Source organism: Mycobacterium appelbergii, from assembly GCF_032883035.1.
Taxonomy (GTDB): Bacteria; Actinomycetota; Actinomycetes; order Mycobacteriales; family Mycobacteriaceae; genus Mycobacterium; species Mycobacterium appelbergii.
Genome location: NZ_JAMQTH010000005.1, coordinates 298143 through 323018 on the forward strand (window position 1 = coordinate 298143; position 24876 = coordinate 323018).

The 24876-nt window shown below is 64.5% G+C and carries 25 protein-coding genes and 1 pseudogene; 15 read left to right on the plus strand and 11 right to left on the minus strand.

From position 1 onward, the window contains the following. Positions 1–4: 4 nt before the first annotated feature. Positions 5–274, minus strand: coding sequence for a COG4315 family predicted lipoprotein (locus M1247_RS13820; protein WP_317156914.1), 270 nt, complete (start codon positions 272–274; stop codon positions 5–7). A gap of 24 nt (positions 275–298) precedes the next feature. Beyond that, entirely contained in the window at positions 299–958 is a 660-nt protein-coding gene (locus M1247_RS13825; protein WP_317156915.1) for a TetR/AcrR family transcriptional regulator, read from the minus strand. A gap of 150 nt (positions 959–1108) precedes the next feature. Between M1247_RS13825 and M1247_RS13830 the strand changes: the two genes are divergently transcribed. Genes M1247_RS13830 through M1247_RS13850 form a run of 5 tightly spaced genes read left to right on the plus strand, consistent with a single transcriptional unit; the run spans position 1109 to position 6694 of the window. Further along, on the plus strand, positions 1109–2410 hold the full coding sequence (locus M1247_RS13830) for an aspartate aminotransferase family protein (RefSeq protein WP_317156916.1): 1302 nt from the start codon (positions 1109–1111) through the stop codon (positions 2408–2410). 39 nt (positions 2411–2449) lie between these two features. Further along, positions 2450–3775: an ABC transporter substrate-binding protein gene (locus M1247_RS13835; RefSeq protein WP_317156917.1), complete on the plus strand. Its 1326-nt coding sequence runs from the start codon at positions 2450–2452 to the stop codon at positions 3773–3775. A gap of 5 nt (positions 3776–3780) precedes the next feature. After that, positions 3781–4770 (plus strand): carbohydrate ABC transporter permease, encoded by a 990-nt coding sequence (locus M1247_RS13840; protein WP_317156918.1) that lies wholly within the window; start codon positions 3781–3783, stop codon positions 4768–4770. Continuing rightward, positions 4767–5597, plus strand: a complete 831-nt coding sequence (locus tag M1247_RS13845; RefSeq protein ID WP_317156919.1) for a carbohydrate ABC transporter permease — start codon at positions 4767–4769, stop codon at positions 5595–5597. Before M1247_RS13840 ends, M1247_RS13845 begins: the two co-directional genes overlap by 4 nt. After that, positions 5597–6694: an ABC transporter ATP-binding protein gene (locus tag M1247_RS13850; RefSeq protein ID WP_317156920.1), complete on the plus strand. Its 1098-nt coding sequence runs from the start codon at positions 5597–5599 to the stop codon at positions 6692–6694. The genes M1247_RS13845 and M1247_RS13850 overlap by 1 nt, the downstream gene beginning before the upstream one ends. Here the strand turns inward: M1247_RS13850 and M1247_RS13855 are convergent. The 3 genes and pseudogenes from M1247_RS13855 to M1247_RS13865 form a co-directional block, all read right to left on the minus strand. Next, complete coding sequence (locus M1247_RS13855) at positions 6670–7251, minus strand: dihydrofolate reductase family protein (protein WP_317156921.1); 582 nt, start codon at positions 7249–7251, stop codon at positions 6670–6672. The genes M1247_RS13850 and M1247_RS13855 overlap by 25 nt on opposite strands. 97 nt (positions 7252–7348) lie before the next feature. Continuing rightward, the gene (locus M1247_RS13860) at positions 7349–7555 is read right to left on the minus strand and encodes a hypothetical protein (protein ID WP_317156922.1); all 207 of its coding nucleotides are present in this window, start codon (positions 7553–7555) and stop codon (positions 7349–7351) included. Between the two features lie 79 nt (positions 7556–7634). Further along, positions 7635–8156: pseudogene (locus tag M1247_RS13865) on the minus strand (arabinosyltransferase C-terminal domain-containing protein); the annotation flags it as partial. On the opposite strand from M1247_RS13865, the gene M1247_RS13870 reads away from it, so the two are divergent. Continuing rightward, the gene (locus M1247_RS13870; RefSeq protein ID WP_317157039.1) at positions 8110–8535 is read left to right on the plus strand and encodes a hypothetical protein; all 426 of its coding nucleotides are present in this window, start codon (positions 8110–8112) and stop codon (positions 8533–8535) included. The pseudogene M1247_RS13865 and the gene M1247_RS13870 overlap by 47 nt on opposite strands. A 12-nt stretch (positions 8536–8547) precedes the next feature. On the opposite strand, the gene M1247_RS13875 is transcribed toward M1247_RS13870, so the two are convergent. Continuing rightward, on the minus strand, positions 8548–9321 hold the full coding sequence (locus tag M1247_RS13875; protein WP_317156923.1) for a TrmB family transcriptional regulator: 774 nt from the start codon (positions 9319–9321) through the stop codon (positions 8548–8550). Between the two features lie 150 nt (positions 9322–9471). Here M1247_RS13875 and M1247_RS13880 point away from each other — a divergent pair, with 150 nt between their 5' ends. The 7 genes from M1247_RS13880 to M1247_RS13910 all read left to right on the plus strand — a co-directional run bounded on the left by M1247_RS13880 (position 9472) and on the right by M1247_RS13910 (position 17930). After that, positions 9472–10536 (plus strand): carbon-nitrogen hydrolase family protein, encoded by a 1065-nt coding sequence (locus tag M1247_RS13880; protein WP_317156924.1) that lies wholly within the window; start codon positions 9472–9474, stop codon positions 10534–10536. After that, positions 10526–11869, plus strand: coding sequence for an MFS transporter (locus tag M1247_RS13885; protein WP_317156925.1), 1344 nt, complete (start codon positions 10526–10528; stop codon positions 11867–11869). The genes M1247_RS13880 and M1247_RS13885 overlap by 11 nt, the downstream gene beginning before the upstream one ends. After that, positions 11856–12674, plus strand: a complete 819-nt coding sequence (locus M1247_RS13890) for an MBL fold metallo-hydrolase (RefSeq protein ID WP_317156926.1) — start codon at positions 11856–11858, stop codon at positions 12672–12674. Before M1247_RS13885 ends, M1247_RS13890 begins: the two co-directional genes overlap by 14 nt. A 46-nt stretch (positions 12675–12720) precedes the next feature. Further along, positions 12721–13674 (plus strand): DUF5996 family protein, encoded by a 954-nt coding sequence (locus M1247_RS13895; protein ID WP_317156927.1) that lies wholly within the window; start codon positions 12721–12723, stop codon positions 13672–13674. Between the two features lie 18 nt (positions 13675–13692). Next, positions 13693–14505 (plus strand): class I SAM-dependent methyltransferase, encoded by an 813-nt coding sequence (locus M1247_RS13900; RefSeq protein ID WP_317156928.1) that lies wholly within the window; start codon positions 13693–13695, stop codon positions 14503–14505. 47 nt (positions 14506–14552) lie between these two features. Continuing rightward, on the plus strand, positions 14553–15794 hold the full coding sequence (locus M1247_RS13905; RefSeq protein ID WP_317156929.1) for a PucR family transcriptional regulator: 1242 nt from the start codon (positions 14553–14555) through the stop codon (positions 15792–15794). Positions 15795–15926: 132 nt separating this feature from the next. Next, entirely contained in the window at positions 15927–17930 is a 2004-nt protein-coding gene (locus tag M1247_RS13910) for a fatty acid desaturase (RefSeq protein WP_317156930.1), read from the plus strand. Here the strand turns inward: M1247_RS13910 and M1247_RS13915 are convergent. From M1247_RS13915 to M1247_RS13930, 4 genes are all read right to left on the minus strand, one after another. Beyond that, a complete protein-coding gene (locus tag M1247_RS13915; RefSeq protein ID WP_317156931.1) occupies positions 17918–19420 on the minus strand; it encodes an APC family permease in 1503 nt (500 codons plus the stop codon). The two genes, M1247_RS13910 and M1247_RS13915, sit on opposite strands and share 13 nt — an antisense overlap. Positions 19421–19509: 89 nt before the next feature. Beyond that, positions 19510–20181, minus strand: coding sequence for a 3-oxo-tetronate 4-phosphate decarboxylase (otnC, locus tag M1247_RS13920; RefSeq protein ID WP_317156932.1), 672 nt, complete (start codon positions 20179–20181; stop codon positions 19510–19512). Further along, on the minus strand, positions 20178–21485 hold the full coding sequence (otnK, locus tag M1247_RS13925) for a 3-oxo-tetronate kinase (protein ID WP_317156933.1): 1308 nt from the start codon (positions 21483–21485) through the stop codon (positions 20178–20180). Before otnK ends, otnC begins: the two co-directional genes overlap by 4 nt. Further along, positions 21485–22249 (minus strand): SDR family NAD(P)-dependent oxidoreductase, encoded by a 765-nt coding sequence (locus M1247_RS13930; RefSeq protein WP_317156934.1) that lies wholly within the window; start codon positions 22247–22249, stop codon positions 21485–21487. Before M1247_RS13930 ends, otnK begins: the two co-directional genes overlap by 1 nt. A gap of 217 nt (positions 22250–22466) precedes the next feature. On the opposite strand from M1247_RS13930, the gene M1247_RS13935 reads away from it, so the two are divergent. Beyond that, complete coding sequence (locus M1247_RS13935) at positions 22467–23594, plus strand: LLM class flavin-dependent oxidoreductase (RefSeq protein WP_317156935.1); 1128 nt, start codon at positions 22467–22469, stop codon at positions 23592–23594. After that, on the plus strand, positions 23591–23962 hold the full coding sequence (locus M1247_RS13940; protein ID WP_317156936.1) for a cupin domain-containing protein: 372 nt from the start codon (positions 23591–23593) through the stop codon (positions 23960–23962). The genes M1247_RS13935 and M1247_RS13940 overlap by 4 nt, the downstream gene beginning before the upstream one ends. A 70-nt stretch (positions 23963–24032) precedes the next feature. Here the strand turns inward: M1247_RS13940 and M1247_RS13945 are convergent, their stop codons facing one another. Further along, entirely contained in the window at positions 24033–24866 is an 834-nt protein-coding gene (locus tag M1247_RS13945) for a hypothetical protein (protein WP_317156937.1), read from the minus strand. Positions 24867–24876: the final 10 nt, after the last annotated feature.

Sequence of the window (24876 nt, forward strand, 5' to 3'; positions counted from 1 at the left end):
CTGGTCAGAACCGTGCTTCACCGTCAGCCAGCATCACACCCCACAATGAATCGCCCAGCTTCTTACCTGCACCGTTAGCTTGACCTGCAGTTACATCGTCGACGAAGGTGTACAGCTGGTGGCCGTCGAGCGTGAGTTGGCGGCCTCCGTCCGCGCGGGTGAAGACTCCGAGCTGTCCGTCGATCCCGGTGATCGACGCCGGCAGCGATGGCGGGGCGGTGAGCCGTGTATACGTCCGCGCTGCTCGATCGTCAACGCCAATCCGACCGGACACGACAGACAGGTGGGTGACCGCCGTTCAAGGTCGAAGGGGGTTGTAGCCCTTCACCAGTGGCTCCGGCACCGGCGAGATGATGCCGGAGAGAAACTGGACGCCGAGATGCGCGATGGTGTCGAAGTCGTAGTGCTGCGCGAACAAAACTGAGTACGCCGAGATGCCGTCGATGAAGGCCATGATCGTCTTGGCGATCGACTCGTCGGTGCCGCTACCGACCAGGGCGCCGTCGCGGCGGCACCCGGCGATCAGGGGCACCCACCACTGCGCCAACTCGGTCTCGAATGCGGCGGTCCTGGCGGCCAGCAGGTCGCCGGTCGTGACCGCTTGCCCCCAGAAGTTCAACTCAACCTCCGCCTCGATGAGACGTTCGGTATCGAGTGGCAGCATCCAGTCGAAGATCGTTCTCAGTCTTGCAGCCGCGGGCGCGTCTTCGAAGCCCTGCAGGAGACCGTCCACCTGGTGCTTGAGCCGAGAGAATGTCAGCTGATGTGCGGCGAACAGGACGTCGGACTTGTTGCTGAAGTAGTGCGCCACGATGCCGTGGGAGTAGCCGGCCTCGGCCGCGATCAGGCCGACGGTGGTGTTGTGGAGACCGACGCGACAGATGACACGCCACGTTGCGCCGACAAGTTCGGTGCGACGCTTCTCGTGATCAACGATCTTGGGCACAGCGCCTGCCACGGTTGCAGTCAAGGCGGCCAACGAGTTCCATCACCCGGTCATGATAGTCAGCCGGGCGCGGGATAGATTCCCGAAACGAAACTGTTTTATTTTGGACATCCATAAAATATAGTGTGCCATCATCAACCGACACCAGGGAGTACACCGCACATGCTGACGACGCCACCCGGAGACACCACAGCCCCGACACGGGGGCTCCTGGGAGGGATGTCCTCGAACTTCCGGGTGAACCCGTTCACGGGCCGACGGCTGACGGTTCACCATGCTGATGGCTGCCGGATCCAGACCGATCAGGGCGAGTTGCTCGACATGTTCATGGCACACGGCAGCAACATCGTCGGCCACCGCAGGCCCGAGGTCGTCGGAGCCATCAAGGAGAGCCTGGATACCGGTGTGATCGCTGGCTACGAGACCGGCCTCGGCGAGGATGTCGCCGGCCTCTTGGCCGATCTGGTTCCCTCGGCCGAGGCGGTGCGCTTTGTCGCCTCCGGGAGCGAGGCCGCACACTCCATGATGCGCATTGCTCGGGCATTTACCCAGCGGGACATCATCATTCGCATCGACGGTCACTTCCACGGAGGTAGTGACTACGCGATGTACAACCAACTGGCGCCGGCGGTCGACCTCGACAACCCCGGCGGTCGGATGTCCAAGCCGATCATCCGCACCGGCGGCGTTCCCGCCGTCGTCGCCGATTCGCTTGCCGTGGTGCCGTGGCACGACATCGAAGCACTACATGCGGCCTTCGCCACGTATCGCGACCGGGTAGCGGGCGTGCTGCTCACCCCCATCGACTACAACAACGGCTGCATCGTTCCCGAGCCCGAGTACCTGCAGAAGGTGCGTGAGGCCGCCACCGCGCACGGGGCTGTCCTGATGTTCGACGAGGTGTTGTCCGGATTCAAATCGGGAACCGACTGCGCACAGGGGCTTCTGGGCGTAACTCCCGACCTCACTGCCCTCTCGAAGGCGCTCAGCAGTTCGATGCCGCTTTCGGCGATCGTCGGCAGCTACGACGTCATGTCGACAGTCGCCAAACCTGGCCTGGCCGGCACGGTGCAGGGCGGCACCTTCGCCGGCAACATCCCCGGACTGGCCGCCGCCAAGGCCACCCTCGGAATCGTCAGCCAACCCGGCTTCTATCCCAGCTTGTTGGGCCGGTCAGAAGCGTTCTACCAGGCCCTGACCGACATGTTCACGCGCGTCGGGCTGCCTGCCGTGGTGCAGCATGCCGGATGCGGTTTCGGGATCTACATCGGCACAACCGAACCCGTTGTCACCTACGCCCAGGTTCGCGAGTTCGACTCAGACCTGCGCGCGCGCTTCTTCGCCGCGTGCATAGCGAACGGTGTGTACTACCACACCGATTTCACGATCTCCGACGCGCACACCGAGGACGATCTGCGCGAGGTCTTGTCCCGCATGGAACAGGCCGCCATCTCCGTCGTCTGACCCCGCAACATCTAAGAACCCACCATCGAAGGACCAACCGTGGAATCACCGAATTTGATGCAGAAGGCAATATCTCGGCGGTCTTTCGGCCGCGGTGCACTTGGACTCGGGCTCGGGCTGGCTGGGCTTCCCGCCATCCTCAGCGCCTGTGGCAACGGGGCTTCCACGGAAGGCAAATTGAACGTCCTTGCCGCCGCCGCACCGGACCCCGCACCCGTCGGAGTGGCGAACTTCGGCACCGCAGCCGAAGAGAGTTTCGCGAAATGGCAGAGCGATCACCAGATCGAGGTCGCCTATGAGGCGCTGCCGTGGCCGCAGATGCACGACCGCATTGCCACTACCTTCGCCTCGGGCGCAGACGGTCCTGATGTCATCTACATGAGCGGCTGGGTGCCCGAGTTTTCCGGGCACCTGCTGGATCTCGGTGGCCTCATGCCGAAAGAACTCGTCTCGGATATGCCGCAGTCGGCCATCGAGACCACCAGTTGGCAGGGTCAGAACAAGGGCATGATCTTCACCAACTCTGTTCTGAGCTTGTACTACAACACCGAGCACTTCGAGAAAGCCGGTTTCAAGGGTGCACCGGCGAACTGGCAGCAGTTCAAGGAGTACGTCGGTGCGCTCAACAACGGCGACCAATACGGTTTCGTGCTGAACTTCGGTGACCCCGCCGGTGTCGGCGGCACCGCCTCGTACTGGATGGTGTTCCTGCAGCAGGCCGGCGGCACGATGTACGGGCCCGACGGTATGCCCGCGTTCAATACCCCCGAAGGGGTCGATGCCCTGCAGTTCATGATGGATCTGCAGAAGGCCGGCGGTGACCCCGCTTCGATCTCCTACGTCGGCATCAACGACGCCGCGAGCGTCTTCCTGTCCGGCAAGGCGTCGATGATGTTCAACTGGCCGCTGACCTATGCGCAAGCTCAGAAACCGGATCAGTCCTCCATCGCCGGGAAGGTCAGCGCGGCAGTCCTTCCCGCCGGCCCGGCCGGTACAGCTTCGCTCGACGGCGCCGATTCCTGGAGCGTCGCGAACACGACGAAGAACCAAGAGCTGGCCAGTCAACTCATCCAGTTCTATCTGAGCCCCGAACAGCAGAAGGCCCAGGTACTCGAGACGGGCTGGCTACCCATTCTGAACTCGGTGCTGGCTGACCCCGAGGTGCAGAAGGCCGCGCCCAACGCCCAGGTGATCCTCGAGCAGCGCAAGTCTCCCTGTAACAGCTTCCTGACCCCCGATTACACCCAGGTCACCCAGGCCATCGGATCCGAAGTGCAGGCGGCACTACAAGGCAACAAGACTGCTGCACAAGCCATCAAGGACTCTGATCAAGCGGTTCGCGCGATCGTGTCCGCCCGTTCCTGACGCTGATGACCACGCTGACCCCCACTGAGCCCGACAGGTCGCTGCAGACCGGGCGAACCCGCCGCGGCAGGCAGCGGGGATTCGCGCAGCGACGGCGCCGCGCGGGATGGATGTATCTCGCCCCGGCGCTCGTCGTACTCGTCGCGCTGCTCGGATTTCCCATCGTGCAGTCGTTCCTGCTGTCCTTTCAGTCGGTCCGCGCCGCCGATGGCCTGTTCGGCGGGACCTGGACGGGACTGGCCAACTACCAGAAACTGCTCACCGATCCCGCCGTAGCCAAGGCGACCACCAACACGGTGTACTTCACCGTCGTTGAAGTTATTGCTGTGCTCGTGATCTCGCTGATATTCGCACAGCTGCTCAACCATCCGAGGGTCAAATCGTCATTCTTCACGGTGGTCCTGATGATCCCATGGGCAATCGCGCCGGTGGCCAACGCGACCATCTGGAAGTGGATCTACAACGGCAACTACGGCATCCTCAACCAGACCCTGATGTGGATGGGTGTCATCGACAAACCCATGGTGTGGCTGGCGAATCCGACCACGGCGCTCAACATGATGCTGCTGGCCGACATCTGGAAGTCGATCCCCTTCATCACACTCCTGCTGCTCGCCGGGCTGCGCGGAATCCCCCCGGTGCTCTACAAGGCCGCCAAGATCGACGGCGCATCGCGCGTTCAGACGTTCTGGTCGATCACTCTGCCGCAGATCCGCCCCGTGCTGTTGATCTGTGTCGTGCTGCAATCCATCTGGGCCGTCAAGGTTTTCGATCTCATCTATGTCTTGACCAAAGGCGGACCCGCCGATGGCACGGTAACGCTGAACTTCCTCGCCTATCGGTCAGCGTTCAATTTCGGTGACCTCGGCTACGGGTCGGCACTGGCCAACTTGTTGTTCATCATCATGTTCGTGGCAGCGCTGCTGTACGTGCGACTGCTCGGCACGCAGCGACGCCGGCCTCCCATCGCCGAAGCCGAGGAGGCGACGAAGTGAGCCGCATTCGCTCCCGCGCACTGCTGTGGCTGGCCCTGGTGCTCTTCATGGTGTGGACGCTGGCTCCGATCGTCTGGGCAATCGTGTCCAGCCTGTTCCCCACCGCTGCGCTCACCAGTACACCGATGGACCTCTCACTCGACCGCATGACGCTCAAGAATTTTGCGGCGTCTTTTACTTCCCGAGGTCCCAATCTCCTCGAAGCCATGCGCAATTCGCTGCTGATTGCGGTCATCGCGAGCTGCCTCGGCGTCATCATCGGCGCTCCCGCCGGCTACGCGTTGGCCAACCTGGGGATCCGTCGCAGCGGCGCCATCCTGATGGCGGTCCTGGCCAGCCAGATGTTTCCCGCCATCGTGCTGGTGATCCCGCTGTTTGTGGTGCTGGCCGGTCTGGGACTGGTCGGCACGTACGCCGCACTGATCATCGTGCACCTGACTTTCATCGTGCCGATCGTCATCTGGGTGACCAAAGGCTTCTTCGAGGCGATCCCACCGCAACTGGAGAAGTCCGCCGCCATCGATGGGGCGAACATGTGGAACACGTTCCGGCTGATCGTCTTTCCATTGGCGGCACCATCGATATTCGCCGTCGGGGTGTTCGCGTTCATCGAGTCGTGGAACGAGTTCTTCTTCGCCGTCATCCTGTCGAGCTCACGGACCAAGACTGTGCCGGTGACCATCGCCGAGTTCAGTGGCCAATTTCAAACGCTCTACGGCGAGATGATCGCCGCCTCTGTCATCTCCAGCATCCCCGTGGTGCTGCTGGCCATCGTCTTCCGGCGGTATCTGGTGGAAGGCTTCGTTGAAGGATCGGTGAAGGGTTAATGCCAGGGATTCAACTCGTCGACCTCGTCAAGCAGTACGGCTCCGTGACGGCGTGCAGCGGCCTCAACCTCGACATCCGCGACGGAGAATTTCTCACCCTGTTGGGACCATCAGGGTGTGGTAAGAGCACGCTGCTCAACATGATCGCGGGCCTGGAGGACATCACGTCCGGCCAGATCCTGATGGACGGACGCCTGGTCAACGAGATGACGCCGTCGGAGCGTGACGTTGCCATGGTGTTCCAGTCCTACGGCCTCTACCCGCACATGACCGTCGCACAGAACATCGGCTTCTCGCTGCGGATGAGGAAACGCCCGAAGAAGGAGATTGCCCAGCGGGTCAAAGAGGTGGCGGAATCGCTGGAGCTCACCAAACTTCTGGACCGTCTACCTCGCGAACTGTCCGGCGGACAGCAACAGCGCGTCGCGCTCGGTCGCGCCGTGGTTCGCGAGCCTCAAGTCTTTCTGTTCGATGAGCCGTTCTCCAATCTCGACGCGGCATTGCGGGTGCGGATGCGCGGTGAGGTCAAGATCCTTCACGAGCGCATCGGCGTCACCTCGATCTTCGTCACGCACGATCAGGAAGAGGCGTTGTCGATGTCCGACCGCATCGTCGTGTTGAGCAATGGGCACATCGAGCAGGTCGGGACACCGCTGGAGGTCTACAGCAGGCCGGTGTCGAAGTATGTTGCATCGTTCGTCGGCAGCCCGCAGATGTCGTTCCTCACCGGTACCGTCGAGGCCAGCGGCGAGGATGCCGGGTTCCGCTGCGGCACTGCCCTATTTGATATCGACCAGGCCGAAGCCGCGACCCTGACGGAACACTCGGTCGATCTCGGTGTGCGCGCTGAGCACGTGCTCCTCAACCGTGGCGGCGGCGTCGCCGCGACGGTGTCGGTATGCCAGCCACAGGGCCCTGCCACCGACGTCACCGTCGCCTGGGACGGCGGCACGCTGGTGGCCCGCGTCCCCGGCTTCGCTGCATACGACACCGGCGCCCAGGTCACCGTGAGCATCGACCCCAACGGGCGGCATTGGTTCGACCGCGAGACCGGCAAGCGCATCGAAGCGGTTCAGGCATGCAGGGTGGGACGGTAGATGAGCTCTTGGATATGACCGTCGAGCGTCCTGCCCTCGATCAGTTCGAGGTCGAAGTCGGCCGCACCCCGGAAGATGGGGTCATCACCGGTCTCACCGGTGATGACGGGAAACAGCGTCACCTGGACGCGGTCGACCAGCCCGGCGGCCATCAGCGCACGGTTCATCGACAGACTGCCGTGTGACCGCAACGGCACCTCGGACTCCGCCTTGAGCCGGGCGACGACATCGACGGCGTCACCGCTGGCCACGGTGGCGTCCGGCCAGTCCAGAGGCCCGTCCAGCGTCGTCGACACCACCGTCGCCGGGAGGCTGCGCATCCGGGTGACCCATGCGTCACGTACTTCGGACTCCTCCGTGCTCGCGGCCAGCATTTGCGAGAACATCCGATAGGTGTTGGCTCCGAAGACCATCCGCTGGCCTGCCTCGTACAGGGCCAGGCGGTGGTCGAGCAGTTCCGGGCCTTGCTTACCCCAGTAACCTCCCCAGTCACCGCCGCTGACACCGCCGTAACCGTCGAGGCTGGAAAAGACGTCGAAGGTGTAAGTAACGGCCATGGTGCGCTCCTCGCGTGCGGTTTGATCGGTTGTGAATACAGACCGGAAGCCACGGAGAAACTCATCGCCGTTCGACTGGTCGCGATACGCGCGACCGTCAGCGCCAGTGTGGCAGCATCTGGAGGAACGACGCTCCGCTGCCTGCGGCGCCACCGCCGGCGACAGCCATAACGACTCCGACGGTGATCAGACGCCGGATACGTCGAATGACAAAGTGCAAGAACGCAGTGAGGGCCACGCCGGCCAGAACACCGAGCAGAATTGCCGGGTGGGCGCTCAGCACATCCAGGATGGCGGTGGTCACGGGCGTGGGTTCCTTCCTGTAGCCGGCCCCAAGTGAAAGGCAATCGGGTGATCATGACACGCGACCTCGGGTGCGCGAGTCACGGGCCGATGCGGATGTGGCCCGGACTCCACAGCCCGCCACGGGTGGCCGTGGCAAGGTCGAGTTCGGCCTCGGGGGCGTCCACGACAGTGTCGAAGCGGCGAAGCGATCCCCAGTCGCGGTTGAGATAAGTCGGCATGACGTGTGCGCGCAGCAGTAGGTCGGTGATGCCGATCGGTCCACCGTTTTCGCCGGATTGCCACGTGTCGGGCATTTCGATCTTGGCGGGATAGTCCGGGGAGATGCGGAAGTTGGGTACTTGAGTGACGCCGTTGGCGTGGCGCATGGGTTGCTGGCAGGGAAAGACCAGGCCGACTGCCCAGTCGAGCAGGATCGGCTGACGGCTGCCGAGATATTCCTGCAACGACCGGAGTTCGGGAACGCGCGGTGGGGTGATCGCCACCCAGTCTCCCGGGTCCAGCGACCGATCGTCGGCCACGATTCGTACGTATCGCGCATCGTCGGGAATGTCTGTGCGCGGGAATCGCAGGTTGCGCCAGGCGGGTTGGGGCCCGACGTCGATCGAGGCGCACCGACAGTGGTGTTTCGAGGACTGGCACGCCTGCACCCGCGGTGAACGCCGCGATACCCTGCGCGTCGTCCTGCAAGTCTTCGGCGCCGCCTGCGGTCTGGACAGCCCCTACCGTGAATACACCTGGGACACTTTGTCGTTGCTGACCCGCAACTCCCAAGCCCGCCTCGAAGCCCTCGGGATGCCCACCCACGTCGCCGAAACCCGCTCACGCATCGCGCTGGCCGCCTTCCAAGGATTCATCATCGAGTTCTTCAGCACTGAAGACCCCGAACATGTCGATGACACCTTCGCCCGGTTCGTCGACGAGTTCCTGCTGGCACCGTTCCCGTCGGCCGGCCCATCGTCGGCGGGCGAGGCCACGTGACCGGTTGGAGGTTCAGGGTTTGCCCCCGTCAACGGCCGCGTCAGAACTTGCAGCCCAAAGAACTTCGAAGAAGTTGCGTTGCATCTCGGCATATTCCTGGCTCTCGATGACCATCGCGAATGTCTCCCTCGCAGACGAGAGCGACACCACTTCATGCGTCCCGATGATCTCGGTCATGGTGAACTCGTAGGCAGCGGGTGCGTGCTTGACGATCCGAAAATCTTGCGCGCTGGTGAGCCATCCTCCCGGCCAATCGTGATCCCGGGTGCGGATCACGCGCAACACCAGTTCCCGCTCGCGACGACCCGTGATGTACTCGTCCATCGCCGCCTCACCGGGCACGGTCATCAGGTCCCGCATCGAGAGAACTCCGCAGATCGGTGAAGCCCACTCCAGCGTCTCGAACAGCGCGGATCGAATGCCTGCCGGGCCTTCGAGATAGCGCACTTTCGGGCGTGCACGGCTCTCTGAGAACAGGGCACGCAGCTGCGGGACAACGTCATCGAGCACGCGCCGCCGATCGGCCCACTCCTCCAACAGCTGGATTGGGTCACTGGCCACCAGATGGCTCTGCGTTCGCAGATCCCCAGACTCGCCCGGCTCGGATTCGACCCGCGCCAGCAGCCCACGGTCCTGCAGCCGTCGTGCGATGTCGTACCCGCCGGTGCGGCTGACGTTTGCTTCCCGCGCCGCCTCTGCAACCGTCGCGCGTCCACGCCTGAGCACAGCGAGGTAAAAGTGCGCGTCCTTGGGGTCGAGCCCAGCCTCCACCAGGTCCTTCCACATCGCGAATCCTCTTCTTTCGTTGTCGAAAACCGTCGACATACTCTCCGTTGACCGGGTGTGATCTACGCCTCTAGCGTTCGCAAATACACACGTTGACACCGTCTAAGAGCGTCGCATCTCTTCGACACAACCCGCAAGGACAACCTTCCCATGAGTAATGACCGCCTGCCCGCAGTACGGGTCGCCGCCGTCCAGGCGGCGCCCGTGTTCCTCGATCGAGACAGCACGCTCGACAAGCTCGAATCCTTGGTGGCCGACGCCGCAGCACAAGGAGCCGAGCTTGTGGTGTTCGGCGAAACCTTCGTCTCGGGATTTCCGATCTGGGGCTCGGTGCTGGCTCCGGTGGACCAGCATGACCTCTATCTACGGCTCTTCGAGTCGGCGATCACGGTTCCGGGACCGCATGCCGAGCGGCTCGGACGTATCGCCGCGCGCCACGGCGTCGTGCTCTCGGTCGGCGTCAACGAACGTGCCGGCCACAGCCTCGGGCAGCTCTTCAATTCCAACCTGATCTTCGACCGGCGCGGCAACCTGGTGAACCACCGGCGCAAACTCGTCGGCACCTGGCACGAACGACTCACGTGGTCTCATGGCGACGCCCACAATCTCGAACCGGTCGACCTCGGCGGCTGGTTCCTGGGGGCACTGATCTGCGGCGAGAACACCAATACCTTGGCGCGGTACACCCTGCTGGCTCAGGGCGAACGGCTGCACATCGCCACCTACCCGCCCGCCTGGCCTTTCGATCAGCGCGCCGACGCACCCGAGTACGACCTCGCCGAGAGCATCCGATTGCGCAGCGCCGCACACAGTTTCGAAGGGAAAGTGTTCACTGTGGTGGCCGCCACCACGCTGGACCAGTCCGCCATCGACGCCGTGGCCGAGGGTGACTCGCGAATCGAACGACTGCTGCGCGCCACTCCCACCGTCTCGATGATCGTCGGCCCCCGCGGCGAAGTCATCGCCGGTCCCCCGGAAGGTCACGAGGGCATCGTCACCGCCACGGTCGATCTTCACGACGAGATTGTGCTGAAACGCGCTCACGACATCGTCGGCACCTACAACCGTTTCGACATTTTCGACCTTCGCGTCGACAAGACCCGGAGACCTGCCATTACGACCACCGACGGTGAGTCGTCGGAGCCCGAGCATGCATCGCGCGTGGTCGATTCAGCTCTCTTGAACGGAGATGGGGTGTCCGCAGATGTCCTCTGAAACCTCAGTCCGAGGAGCCGACGCGGCAGACCTCGAGAGTCAACGCACCGACGATCCCGAGTACCGGGCGAACGGGCGTAAAGCGTTGCGCGCGGCGATTGCCGGGTTTTTCGTCGACATGTACGACGTGTACCTTCCGGTCATCGCTCTGGCGCCCGCGATCGCATACTTCATGCCTGCCTCTGCAACCAGAACAGAGGCGGCGACCCTGACGGCGTTGATCTTCGCGGTCTCACTCATCGGCCGGCCCATCGGTTCCATCATCTTCGGGTTTCTCGGGGACCGTATCGGCAGGCGCAAGACGACGGTGTGGGTCGCCGGCGGGTTCACGTTGTGCACCGGGCTCATCGCTCTGCTCCCGGGCTATGCGGTCGCGGGATGGTGGGCTGCAGGGGCACTGATCTTCCTCCGTCTGATCGATGGGATCTTTCTCGGCGGCGAGTACACCGCGGCCAACCCGCTGGCGATGGAGTACGCACCGCGTCACCGCCGAGGCCTCTACGGAGCACTACTCAACATCGGTTATCCCGCTGCTCTCGGTTTCATGACGCTACTGACGATGCTGATCCTGTGGGTGTTGCCCGCTGGGGCCGCCAACTCTGCCTACAGCGTGTGGGGCTGGCGCATCCCCTTCGCGATCGGATTCGTCATCTCCGCCATGGTGTTTGTGCACTACCTGAGATCCGTTCCCGAGTCCGAAGTTTGGGCCAGGACATCGAACGTCGGCAATCCTCTCCGAACGCTGCTTTCGGGTGCCAACTTGCGCAACTTCGCCGTCGCGTTCATCACCTCCACGGGTGCGTGGCTCATCCTCGACGGCACCATCGGCGTCTTCTCCGGTCACTTCAAGCTGCTCGGCACCACAACTGAAACCGTGAATGCGGCAGTGTTGGTGTCGGCGGTCATCGCTATTGCCTTGTTCCCGCTGATCGGCGCCGCGGGTCAGCACTACGGCAGACGCCGAGTCTTCCTGGCGATCGCCCTGTTCAACCTCGTGCCCGGTCCCATTGCTTTCGCCCTGGCCATCGGTAACCACACGAGCGCCGCAGCGGTAATCGCCGGGGCCGCAGTGGCGATCGTCGGCGGGCTGCTCGTGTTCGCGATGATCACCGCCTACATCATGGAGATGTTCCCGACCGAAGTGCGGTCCTCCGGATACGGCATCGCGTACAGCCTGCCCAGTGTCCTGCCCGCCTTCTACCCGTACTACATGCTATGGCTCGGAACCACCATGAGTTACGACTTCACGCCGCTGGTCATCCTCGTTGCCGGTGGTGCACTACTGTTCATCGGATCATTCATCAGTAAGGACCTGCGCCATGTCCACCTGTGAACACGTCATCCTCACGCCGGAACGGATTCCATTCGGTATCGCCGTCCTCGGTGGACCCACCACGGTGGTCGACATCGGCGGCCAACGGATCATCTGCGATCCCACCTTCGATCCCCCCACCGACTACGGATATCTGGAGAAGTTGGCCGGGCCGGCCGTCGACGAGGCTGCGGTCGGCGGGGTCGACATCGCACTCGTCAGTCATGATCTGCACCCCGACAACCTTGATGTCGCGGGGCGCGCGTTCGCGCTGGCCGCCCCCGTGGTGCTGACCACGGCGACCGCGGCCGGCCGCCTCGGTGGACCCGCGATTCCGCTGACCCTCTGGTCAACGTGGACATCTCCCGACGGGAACGTTCGAGTCACCGGGGTGCCTGCCCAGCACGGCCCCGCCGACGGCGAACTCAATGACGAGGGCTTCGTCAACTGTGAGGTCGTCGGGTTCGTCATCGAAGCAGCGGGCAGTCCCACCACCTACATCAGCGGGGACAATGCGTCCCTTGAGGTCGTTCGTGAAATCCGGGAACGCATCAGGCAAATCGACTGTGCAGTCCTCTTCTCCGGCTCCGCGTCCGTCCCGGCGAAGTTCGGCGGGCGGCCGCTGAGTCTCACCCCCGAGCGTGCGGCAGCTGCCGCCGAGGTCCTCGGCTCACCGCATGTCGTGGTTGCCCACCAGGAAGGCTGGCGGCATTTCACGCGGGGACCCGCGGATACGAAGGCCGCCTTCGACGCAGCAGGAATCTCAGGAAGGCTCTGCACCGCACCCCTCGGTCACTGGTGCGTGCCACACCCGGTTCGGGGTTAGATTGCAAAGTGCGGTTCCATCCATCCAGGTCGCAGGAGGTACGGCAGTGACAGACAGCACGCCCGCTCAGCCGCAGACATGGCCGGCATTGCGCGTCGACGACTGGACCGACACCCGCGACACCCTGCACATGTGGGCTCAGATCATCGGCAAGATCAGGCTGTCCCGGGCCCCGTTGGTCAATCACTGGTGGCAGGTCACCCTGTACGTCAGCCCGCGGGGATTGACCACCTCCGCGATTCCCGGCCCAACCGGCGTGTTCGACATCGAGTTTGACTTCGTCGACCACCGGCTGCACATACGATCCAGCGACGGCCAGACCCGGCACGTGACGCTGGAACCCAAGTCCGTGGCCGACTTCTATGCCGAAACCGTCGCTGCGCTGGACGAACTCGGAATCCCCGTACAGATCCAAGCCAGACCCAACGAGGTCGACCCCTCGATCCCGTTTGCCGACGACCGCGTACATCGCTCCTATGATGCCGACGCCGTCCACCTGTTCTGGCAGCAGCTGGTCGCTGCCGACCGCGTGCTGCACGAGTTCCGGTCGCACTTCATGGGCAAGGTCAGTCCGGTGCACTTCTTCTGGGGGGCGATGGATTTGGCGTGCACCAGGTTCTCCGGTCGCACTGCACCGCAGCACCCCGGCGGTGCGCCCAACTGCGGTGACTGGGTCATGGTGGAGGGCTATTCCCACGAATTGAGCAGCTGCGGATTCTGGCCGGGCGGCGGTGAGGAAGGCGCCTTTTACGCCTACGCCTATCCAGAGCCCAGCGGATTCGCCGACTACCGCGTCGGCCCGCAAGAAGCGTTCTACAGCAAGGAAAACGGCCAGTTCCTGCTGCCGTACGAGGCGGTGCGCACCGCCGCATCACCGGAACGCGCGTTGCTCGAGTTCCTCACCACCACCTACGAGGCTGCCGCCGAATGCGGAAACTGGGACCGCCAAGCCCTAGAGGCCGACGGCGGCCGCTGGGACCACAAACGCCTGCGGCACTAGGACGCAGAAGAGGCAGACATGACCGGCTCAATTGGCGGCGACAGCCTGTTCGCAGGAACAGCCTGGCACTATGCGCGCTATCGGCCGGGCTATCCGCAGATGCTCGTCGACGACATCGTGCAGCAGTTCCACCTCGACGGCACCGGGCGTCTGCTCGACTTGGGCTGCGGCACCGGCCAACTGAGCCTGCCTCTCGCGGAGCACGTCGCCGCAATCGTCGGTATGGACCCCGAGCCCGAGATGCTCGCCGAGGCGACCCGACAAGCCCAGGCCGACCACATCGTCAATGCGACGTGGGTCCAAGGCGACTCGGCAGACCTCCCAGGCGAATTCGGGCGCTTCCGGCTCGTCACCATGGGCCGCTCGTTTCATTGGATGGACCGCGAACAAGTCCTCGTGGCGCTCGATCACATGGTCGAGGACAGCGGCGGACTTGTGCTCGCCAACGACAGCTGCCTGGTGCGACCGGTTACGGCATGGCAGCAGGCCATCGAAGACATGCAGGGTCGTTTCCTGCCGCCTGACTTCGCACCACCCGACCCGCTGCCCGGACGTATGAATGCTCCCGTCGACCACCGCTCACACCAGGAGATCCTGGCACGTTCGTCTTTCGCGCAGGTACGCGGACTGGTGTACGAATTCGACCGCCGATGGACCGTTGAACAGATCATCGGCTACCTCTATTCGACCTCGCTTCCGCTACGTCGGCTCCTCGGCGACCAACTGACCGCATTCGAACAAGCAATCACCAGCGCATTGCTCGCGATCGACCCGGCCGGGCAGTTCGTCGAGCCGGTCACGCTGGAAGTCCTGGCTGCCACCAGAGGATGATCGCGATCGGACGGCTGTGGCAGCCCGGTCGCCGTTAGTGTGCAGCTATGGACCCGCCAGAGTCGGCCGATGGCGCGGACGTGGGACGGGGTATCGCTGCGTCTCTGCTGGCGGATGTGTCCAGTCTGGCCGAGGACATGGCCGGGTACATCATCGAGCGGGTACCGGAGGTCGGCGGGGACGCTGAACTTCGCGGTCTGACCCTGGGATCGTGCTCGTCGAATCTCGAAGCGGTATTTTCGATGCTCCGGCATGGGATCGACGTCGCGGCCGCCGAGGCGCCGGTAACGGCACTCGAGCACGCGCGAGCAATGGCATCACGGGGACACAGCGTCGATGTGATGCTGCGGTTCTACCGGTTGGGCCACGAGTACTTCACCGAGAAACTGTCCGACTTGCTGGCCGACAGGATCGACGATCCTACCGTCGCGCTGAGAACGTTCATCGACCTCGAGCGGTTCGGATTCCGATACATCGACCGCATCTCCAGTCTGGTGGCGGCCGAGTACGTCGCCGAGCTCGACCGGCGCCAGAACCAGGCACGGGCCGAACGCGACGAGGTCGTGCGGGCCCTGCTCGCCGGCGAACGCGTCGACAATGCCCGGGCCGAACGGGTGCTCAGCCACCGGCTCACCGGTCGGCAGATCGGTTTCGTGTGCTGGATCGACGACCGCGGCGTCGACCTTGAAGGATTCGCCAGGCAGGTTGGTCGGTTTCTCGGGGTGAGTCATGTACTCGTCGTGGCGGACGGTCCACTCGCGGTGTGGGGATGGGCATCGGTCACGGGGGATGCCAGAGCTCCGCTGACCGGCATGGTGACGGAGTTACCCGGCAAACGCGAAAACGTTCACCTCGCGGTGGGCTCCGCCCATCCGGGAGCCGCGGGCTTTCGCACCTCCCACCTGGAGGCGCTACGCACGCGCCGCGTCGTCGAACTGTCTGGGCGCGCAGCGCCAACGATCACCGAGTTCAGCGATGTCGCGTTGGTGGATGCCATTTCGCGCGACCTGGATGCGGCGAGGGCCTTCGTCGCCGCGCAGCTCGGCGATCTCGCGCGGGACGACGCGAAAGAGCGCGCCGAGCGCACCACACTCCTGGCCGTTCTCGACGCGCAAGGGAGTCTGACGACCGCGGCGCGCACGTTGGGAATCCACAAGAACACGGTCCTGCAAAGGATGCGCCGTGCCGAAGAGCGCATGGGTCGGCCCGCCACGACCAAAGTCGCCGAACTACACGCCGCCCTGCTCGTGTGCGACGTGCTGGGAGCCTCGGTGTTGCGCGAGCCGTAACCGGACTGACCGGATCTCAGGCGCGCCAGAATGTGCTGGCAGCACATCGGAGAGGGCTGGGAGGGCCTTGTTGACCGATACCGGCCGTTTGTAGGTTTCGAGGCATCTCATCCCGCAGCGCGAAGGACTCCGATGTTGACTACGACTCAACACTCCCGACCCCCGGCCTCGCAGCACGCCTTGCCTGATCCGGGCGAGCAGGTTCCGACGCTGTCCTGGCCGATCGTCGGCATCTTCACGTTCGCGCTTGCTCTCTTCGGTGCATCGACGTGGGCTGCCGTCACCGATGTTCTGCCTGCGATCGCCACCATCGCCGCGAGCGCCACCGCGATCTTCGTCCTATTCACCGTGTTGCACGACGCCTCGCATTACTCGATCAGCACGCACCGCTGGGTCAACGTCGCCTTCGGTCGCGTGGCGATGTTCTTCGTCTCGCCGCTGATCTCATTCAAGTCGTTCGCGTTCATCCATATCGAGCACCACCGCAACACCAACGACGATGGGTCCGATCCCGATCACTTCGTCAGTGCCGCACCCTGGTGGCAGCTGCCCATCCGGTTCCCGGCCATGGACCTGCCCTACATCCGTTTCCTGGTACGCAACGTGCGCAGGCGCCCGCGCGCCGAGATTCTCGAAACCCTAGCCTTGATGGCCTTCTCGGTGACGGTGATCGTGTCGGCCTTCTTCACCGGGCAGCTGTGGACGCTCGCGCTGGTTTACCTGATTCCCGAGCGGGTGGCGATGTTCGTGCTGGCGTGGTGGTTCGACTGGCTGCCCCACCACGACCTGGAACACACCCAACGCGACAACCGCTACCGCGCAACCCGCAACCGTGTCGGCTCAGAGTGGATCCTGACTCCCCTGCTGCTGTCGCAGAATTACCACCTGGTCCACCACCTCCACCCGTCCATCCCCTTCCACCGCTACGTCGCGACCTGGCGGCGCAATGAGACCGCCTACCTGGAGCGCGACTCGGCGATGAGCACCGTCTTCGGGCAGCAGCTCGACGCCGAGCAGTACCACGAGTGGAAACGCCTCAACGGCAAACTGGCTGCGCTGCTACCAGTTCGGATGCCGCGTTCCTCCGCGGCACGCCATGCCAGCACCCACCCGATCCCGGTCAAAAGCGTCGAGCCTCTGACTCCGGGCAGCGTCAAGGTCACGTTCGACGTTCCCGATCACCTCAGCGGCCAATTCCATTTCCAGGCAGGCCAACACCTGACCGTTCGACACCGCATCGACGGGAAGGAAGTACGGCGAAACTACTCGATCTGCACCTCGGCCACCTCGGGCGAGCTGGCGATCGGAGTCCGGCACCTCGAAGGCGGGGTGTTCTCCACCTTTGCCGTCGAAACACTGCGCGCCGGTGACGTTCTGGAACTGATGACGCCCACGGGTAGCTTCGGCGCACCGCTTGATCCACTCGCCCAGCGCGACTATGCCGCGGTGGCGGCCGGCAGCGGCATCACGCCCATCCTGTCGATCATCCGCACAACCATGGAGATTGAGACCGAGAGCCGATTCACCCTCTTCTACGGCAACCGAACCGCAGAATCGACCATGTTCGCCGCCGAACTCGATGAGCTCGAAACGCGATATGCAGACCGGTTACGTATCTTCCATATCCGCTCCGCCGAGGCGCACCATCCCGCAGCGCTTCGCGGCCGCATCGACCTGGCGATGGTTCAACAGCTGCTCGCCACCGGCGTCACCTCGATCGACCGGTGGTATCTGTGCGGCCCAGCCGATCTCGTCACGACGATGCGCGACGACCTCGCATCGGTTGAGGTGCCGACCGAGCGGATACACCTCGAACTGTTCCGCGGCACGGGCCGACCGACACACGTCGATCACTTTCCCGAGTCCGAGGTGACCATCACGCTTTCCGGAGCGGATCACACCGTGGAGCTCGCCCCGGGAGAAACCGTCCTCGAATCGGCGCTGAAGAACAACATCGACGCACCGTATGCCTGCCTCGGCGGCGCGTGCGGCACGTGCAAAGCCAGGATCACGACAGGAGCGGTATCGATGGAGCAGAACTTCGCCCTCAGCAAGGCTGAGGTCGAGGCCGGCGTCATCCTGACGTGTCAATCCCACCCGACGACCCCAACAGTCGCAGTCGACTACGACAGCTGAGCCGTTTCCGTCACATCCCGGCGGCCGATCCGGGCGAAGATGTCGGGTCGTTTCGCTCGGTAGAAAATACCGAGCGCGATCCCGGTGAGACCACTGCCCCACACCACGGCCTGAAGGATGACCGCGAGCGCACCAGATCCACCGGTGAGTGTCGAGAAGTTCATGATCCCCACGATGAGAAGAACACTCATTGCCACCAGGGATGCGGCCGGGGCGACGACAGACACCCAGACATTCACTGAATGTGAGCCCCGCCGGCCCCAGAAGTAGACCAGAACCGCCAGGCTGACCACGGCGAAGAGCAGCAGGTAGCCGTAGCCGCCCGTGCCTCCGAGCCGGCCGTAGATCAGCGACGGATCCGCACCGCCCAGCATGACGGGCAGCACACCAACCAGGAACAGCGCGCCCGCGGCAAACGATGCCTTGTGTGGTGAATTGTGCTTCGGATGAACGGCACCCAGCTGTCGTGGCAGAACCCGGTCGACTCCGAGTGAGTAGAGATAACGCGTCAGGATGCTGTAGATCGAGACGGACGCCGCGAAGATCGAAGTCAGAAGCAAGATACTCGCGACGTCGACCAACCACTGGCCGGCCGACGCGCCGAGTGCCGTCGTGAACATGCTGACCGGATCGGAGCTGGCCAGTTCGACCGCCTTGTCCGCACCGAAGTAGGAGACGATTGCCCACGACGCGATGCAGTAGAAGACACCGACGAACGCGACCACCATCAGTGTGGTCCGGCCGATGGTGCGGGCGGGATCTCTGACCTCCTCACGAAAGGCCGCCGTTCCCTCGAAGCCGTTGAAGAACAGGATCGCGAACAGCAGGCCCAGCCCCCAGGATGCGCCCGTCAACGACATCCACGAGAACGGTTCGAGAGATACACCGCCCTGCTCAGATACGTTGCCGCCGGCAAAGATTGCCAGGTCGAAGATGAGCACCACCACAATCTCGAGCGACATCGCGACGAGCAGTACCTTCGCCGACAATTCGACCTGCAGATAACCGAAGACGCTCACGACGACCAACAACATCAACGTGTACCAGTACCAACTGATGCCGGGACCGTGGAGTTCGCCTGTGACGAAGTTGGATGCGGCGACGCCGAAGAAGATGAACGACGACATTCCGAGGAGTATGTACACCGCGACCGCGACGAAGCCCGCGCCGAGGCCCATCACACGTCCCAGGCTCGCCGCGACGTAGGAGTAGAAGGCGCCGGGGTTGGGCATGTGGTGTCCCATCGCCACGAAACCCAGCGAGAAGATGGTGACCAGCACCGCGGCCACGAGCATCATCGCGGGCGCGGCCGGACCGCCGTAGGCAATCAGGATGACGAGCCATCCAGCCACGGTCACCAGCGGTGATACGAAGGCCATGACCAAGGCGAAGAGCCGGAATGTGCCCATCGATCCGCTCAGGCCTACGACCTTCTGCGCGGCGGGAGTTTCTGACGGCGCCGTTGAGACGTCAGTGATGTTTCGGTTCATTCGCCTGCCTCAGCATTTGAAGGCACATCCACAATCTGACATGCCATGGGTCGGAATATCGATCAATCTGCCGCGTCCCTCCGGTGCCCCTACGCGGTCGGGGGAAAGCGGCGGTGCAGATCCGCCACGGCCTCCTCCCTTAAATACGCCGGCGAGCGGCCTTCCAGGAGCAGGTACAGGCGCGCGGTCTCCTCGATCTCCTCGACCGCGTCTACCGCGCTGTCGAGCGACAGCGCGGCGACGAGCGACCCATGGTTGCGCATCAGCACCGCACGTGAGCGCTGCGACGCCCGCGAGACCTGCTCCTCGAGTTCGGGGCTTCCCGGTGGCGCGTAGTCGATCAGCGGGAGCCGGCCGACGCGCATCACGAAGTACGGCGTGATCGGCGGCAGCGCGTCTTCTGTAGAGAGCCCCGGTAGGCATGAGACGGCCACTGCGGAAGTCGAATGCAGGTGTGCCACCGCGGAACATGTGGGGTGATGGCGGTAGAGCGCCTGGTGCAAGACGAGTTCCTTCGATGGACGGTCACCCGCGAGGTGTGCCCCGTCGATCGAGGTCACGGCGAGCCGCTCGGGGTCGAGTCGACCCAGGCACGCAGCGGTCGGGGTGATCATGATCTCGTCGTCTGTCCGAACGCTGAGGTTCCCGGTCCGGCCCGGGGTCAGGCCCCGGTCGTACAACGCGGCGCCGAGCTGCACGATCTGGGTTCGCACGGTGTCGTCGAAATTCGTGTCGTTGAAATTCGTGCCGTCGAAAGTCACGACCGCACCACCTCCAACGCGTCTCGGAAGAACCCCGGCCCACCGAAGTTTCCCGATTTGAAGGCGACGGACAGCTCGCGGTCCTCGGCGACGAGCCACGGGACGCCGACGCTGATGTCGGGGCCTATCCGCGCCGACCGCAGGGCAAGGGCCTCGGCCACCGCACCCGAGGTCTCACCGCCGGCGACGATGAGCCGCCGGATGCCGAGCCCTTCGAGCCCAATTCCTATGCGGCCCATGGCCAGTTCGATCCGGCGCGAGACCTGCGCCGGACTCAGCCCGGTCGCGCCTACGCGTAATCCGACAGCATCATGGTCGGTGGTGATCAGCAACGGACCGCAGGCGCGGCGGCGGTCGGCGAAGTCGAGCGCGCGGCGCACGGCGTAGTCCCCGTCGACGAGGTCGACGACGCCGAGGGTCAGGGTCGGCCCGTCGAACGCCCGCACCTGTTCGCGCGTCGCGCGCGAGAGGCTGCCGGCGAGGATCGCGGCCGGCCCGGGCGGCGGCACCGGGCGCTGCTGGTGGACCGGTGGCGGATGGCCGGCGCGCGCGTGGGCAGCGACGGCGAAAGCCGCACCGTACGCGGCCCCGCCCGCGGCGAGCCGATCTCCGGCCGTGGCCTCGGCGATCACGTCGAGGTCCTCGTCCCGGACGGCGTCGGCGATCACGTGATGGGCGCCGGCGGTGAGGCCGGCGGTCTCGGCCAGACGCACGGTAACCGCGTCGGCGCCCGCATCGACCGTGGACAACTCGACGAGCGCCACGCCGCGCGGCGTCTGTTCGCCGAGCACGCGACGCAGTTGCGGATCACGCATCGGATTCAGGGGGTGGTCGCGCATCGGGGACTCGCTGAGCAACTCGTCACCGACGAACAGGTGGCCGAGGTAGACCGTGCGGCCGTTCGCCGGGTATGACGGGCAGTGCGCGACGTGGCGAGCGCCCGACACGTCGATGAGCGCGTCGGTGGTCGGCCCGATATTGCCGTCGGCCGTCGAGTCAAATGTGCTGCAGTACTTGAAGAAAATCTGCTGGGCACCGACTGCGCGGAGTGCCTCGGCGGCCTCGGTCGCGGCCGCCCGCGCCTCGGATGCGGGCACGCTGCGGATCTTGAGCGCGACCACAACTGCATCCCCGCCGTCGTCAGGCACTGCGGCGCTGCCGAAGGCGAGGCGGGTGTCGAGCCCGCGCCCGGCGAGTGCGCTCGCAAGGTCCGTGGCACCGGTGATGTCGTCGGCGATGAAACCGATCGGCGGGTAGGAGCGAAGCGACCGGGGAAGTGTGTTGGTCGGCCGAGCGGTGGACATCAGGTGAGGTTTATGCCGCCGTCGACGAGCAAGTCGACACCGGTGGTGTACGACGACTCGTCTGACGCAAGGAAGGCGATCGTCTTGGCGATCTCGGCCGGGCGGGCCATGCGCCGCATCGGAATCTTCGCGACATCTTTTGCGACCCGGTCAGGTTCGGTCTTTTCTGCGTATTCGACCTGCGGCGTCCGGACGTAGCCCGGTGATACCGAGTTCACCCGGATCCCGTGCCTGCCAAGGTTCATCGCCGCGTTACGGGTGATCCCCAGGACCGCGGCCTTCGTCGCGACGTACGCGATGAACCCGTTCTCCGTACCGCCCCGGTGCGCCCACGATGACGCGATGTTGATGATGGACCCAGAACCCTGCTCGGTCATCCCGGGGATGACGGCCTGCATGCCCAGCAGAATCCCGGTCTGGTTGATCGCAACGACGCGGTTCCACTCGTCGATGCTGACGTCGGCGACGCCGGCCGGCGAGCTGATGCCCGCGTTGTTGACGAGGACGTTGATCGGGCCCCAGTTGGGGTCGACGCCGGCGATGACTGCGGCCCAGTCCTTTTCGGACGCGACGTCGAGATGCCGGTAGACGACCTGCAAGCCCTCGGCGTCGAGCTGTTCTGCGAGCGCCTCTCCCTGCTCGTCGAGCACATCCGTCGCGATGACGCGGGCGCCCTGTCGGGCAAGCAAATCCGTGTGCGCAGCGCCCTGTCCCTGTGCGGCGCCGGTGACCAACGCCACTTTGCCTTCCAGCCTGTTAACCATGGCGGAAAGCTTTCCGGCCCGCCGCCGCGCGGCGCCACTGTATGTGGACATGAACCGTGGCCGGTGGGTTAGTCCGCCATCCAAGAACCTGTACGCATCGACAGCCAAACGCCGGACGTTTGAGGTTGGCATCAATTGTGAGGACGCGTCTGCTGCCCGACCTTGGGAGGAGGAAAGCCGAAAATGTCACCGAACACACAAGGAATCGAACGCAGCCATGGATCTTGGACTTTTCAGCCCGCCATATGCCCAGGAGTACGTCGCCGGACGCCGCACGTTGCAGGAGGTGATCGAGTGGGACCTCCAGATCGCCAGGTGGGCCGATGAATACGGCCTGGCCGAGCTCTTCTTCGCCGAACACCACACGATCGGCCACGAGCCGAACCCGGCTCCCGACCTGATGATCGCCGCCGCCGCGCGCGAGACGCAGCGGCTCCGGTTGGGCGCTGCGGCTCACCTGCTGCCGTACCACAACCCCATCGCCCTCGCGAACCGGCTGATGTACCTCGACCACCTGACGGGCGGGCGCTACATTGCGGGCTTTGCACCCGGCTCGTTCCCGACGGACGCGCAGCTGTTCGGCGCTGGGCTGCAGAACAACGCGAAGATGATGGACGAGGCCATCGACATCATCATGGCCATCTGGACCCGCACCGGGACGTTCCGCATCGAGGGCGAATTCTGGACCGTCGACATGCCTGCCCACTCCGAGCAGTGGAACGGGCCGCACCTCAAGCCCTTTCAGCGGCCGCATCCCGAGGTGGTGATGACCGGCGTCCAGCCCACCTCGCCCACGTTCGCCGACGCCGCCCGACGGGGCTTCTCCCCGATGAGCCAGCAGGTCGGCACGGCCGCACTGCGCCAACAGTGGGAGACCTACTCGGACGCGGCAACCGAAGCCGGCCACACGCCTGACCGTGCGAACTGGCGCGTCATGCGCGACGTCTTCGTCGCCGAGAGCGATGAAGAGGCGCGCCGGTTGTTCCTCGAGGGCCCGGCCGGCCGCACGTGGGATGAGCTGGTGCTGCCCACGTTCCGCGTCGTCCGCGACCGTGGCGGCAAGCCGTACGCGCTCGGTGAACTGCTCCTCGACCCCGGCATGACCATCGACGAGCTGACACTCGAGTGGATGGTCGACCATTTCTTCATCGTCGGTTCCCCCGACACGGTCGTCGAGAAGATCACGCGCTTCAACGAGGACCTCGGCGGCATCGGCGCCCTGCTGTCGTTCACCTTCGACTTCAGTCAGGACCCCGAGCCCTACCGGCGCCATCTTGAGCTCCTCGGACGCGAGGTCGGCCCGCGCATCGCAACCCTCGGCGCCCGCGCCGTCGCCAACGCATGACCACGATCCCGGCGATCGCCTACAACGCCGACCCCAAGACGCTGGAGCTGACCATTCGCGGCGCCCGCACGCCCGCCCTGACCGGTACGCCGGTCGAGTCGGTCCATGTGCTGCACAGTGACGCCGGCGGGCGCAGCGGTATCTGGGAGTGCACCCCGGGGAGCTTCGACTCTGCCCGCAACGGCGACACCGAGTTGATGTACTTCCTCACCGGTGCCGGCACCATCACCACCGCCGACGGCACCGTCCACGAGATCCGTCCGGGCGTCGTGCTCGTCGCGCCGGACGGCTGGCGGGGCACCTGGGATATCCGTGAAACGGTCCGCAAGATCTACACGATCTGGAACGCCGCGCCCGACCAGCGGTAGCACCGGCGCCTTGAGTGCAGAAGGGCGGGCGTCCGAAACCGGACTCCGCCCTTCTGCACTTCACGCCCGCTCAATCCGCGCCCGGGCCTTCTTGCACAGACGGCACCAAACGATTCAGCGCATCATCGACACTGATCCGGCGGTATGTCTCGCGCAGAACCTGCCCATCGTCGAGCGCCGATCGGCGCGCCCGGGCCAACTCGAGCCCCTCGGATCCCTCATCAGCGCGTAGTTGCACCAAGCGGGCCCACTCTCGTTGCAGAAGAACGGGATCGGTGGTCGTCAATCGGACGAAATCAGGAGCCGACACGTCGGCGCACATCCGCTTCGGGTCAAGCACATCGCTCGGGCTGACCTCGGCCGCAGGCCGCACCCCGTGGATCGTGATGTCAGGCAGATCCACCTGGCCCGACGCCGAGTAGGCGAACACACTCTCGATTCGATCGCGCGCCGCTGCGGGTTCCTTGTACTCGTGCTCGACAGGCCTTGGCGGGACATCCGGGACTGCCAGGCGGGTGATCCCACGGTCGTTGACTGCGTCGAGCACCAGCCGGGGGTCGGATTCGACGAAGACCTCTTTGCGCGCAGGCCAGAAGTCGAACATGCTGAAGTCACCGTGACGGCCGCCGACGTGGAATATGTAGATGTCCGGATAGATCGCCACGTCATTGGGTTCGACTATGCCCGGTCCCCTTCCGGCACGGCGCTGCGGGCGGACATCGTAAAACGCCACGATGGCGGCCTGGATCAGATAGCTGGCGCCGATGGCGCCGTACGGCTCGTGGACCACGATGCCGAACCTGTCGTGAGGTGTCCAGCCTGGCAACAGCGATGCCAGATCACTTGGTGCACCGTCTATTTTGATCCTGAAGTCGTCGGCGGAAAGTTGGAGGGCAGTGTGCATGCTCGTTCCT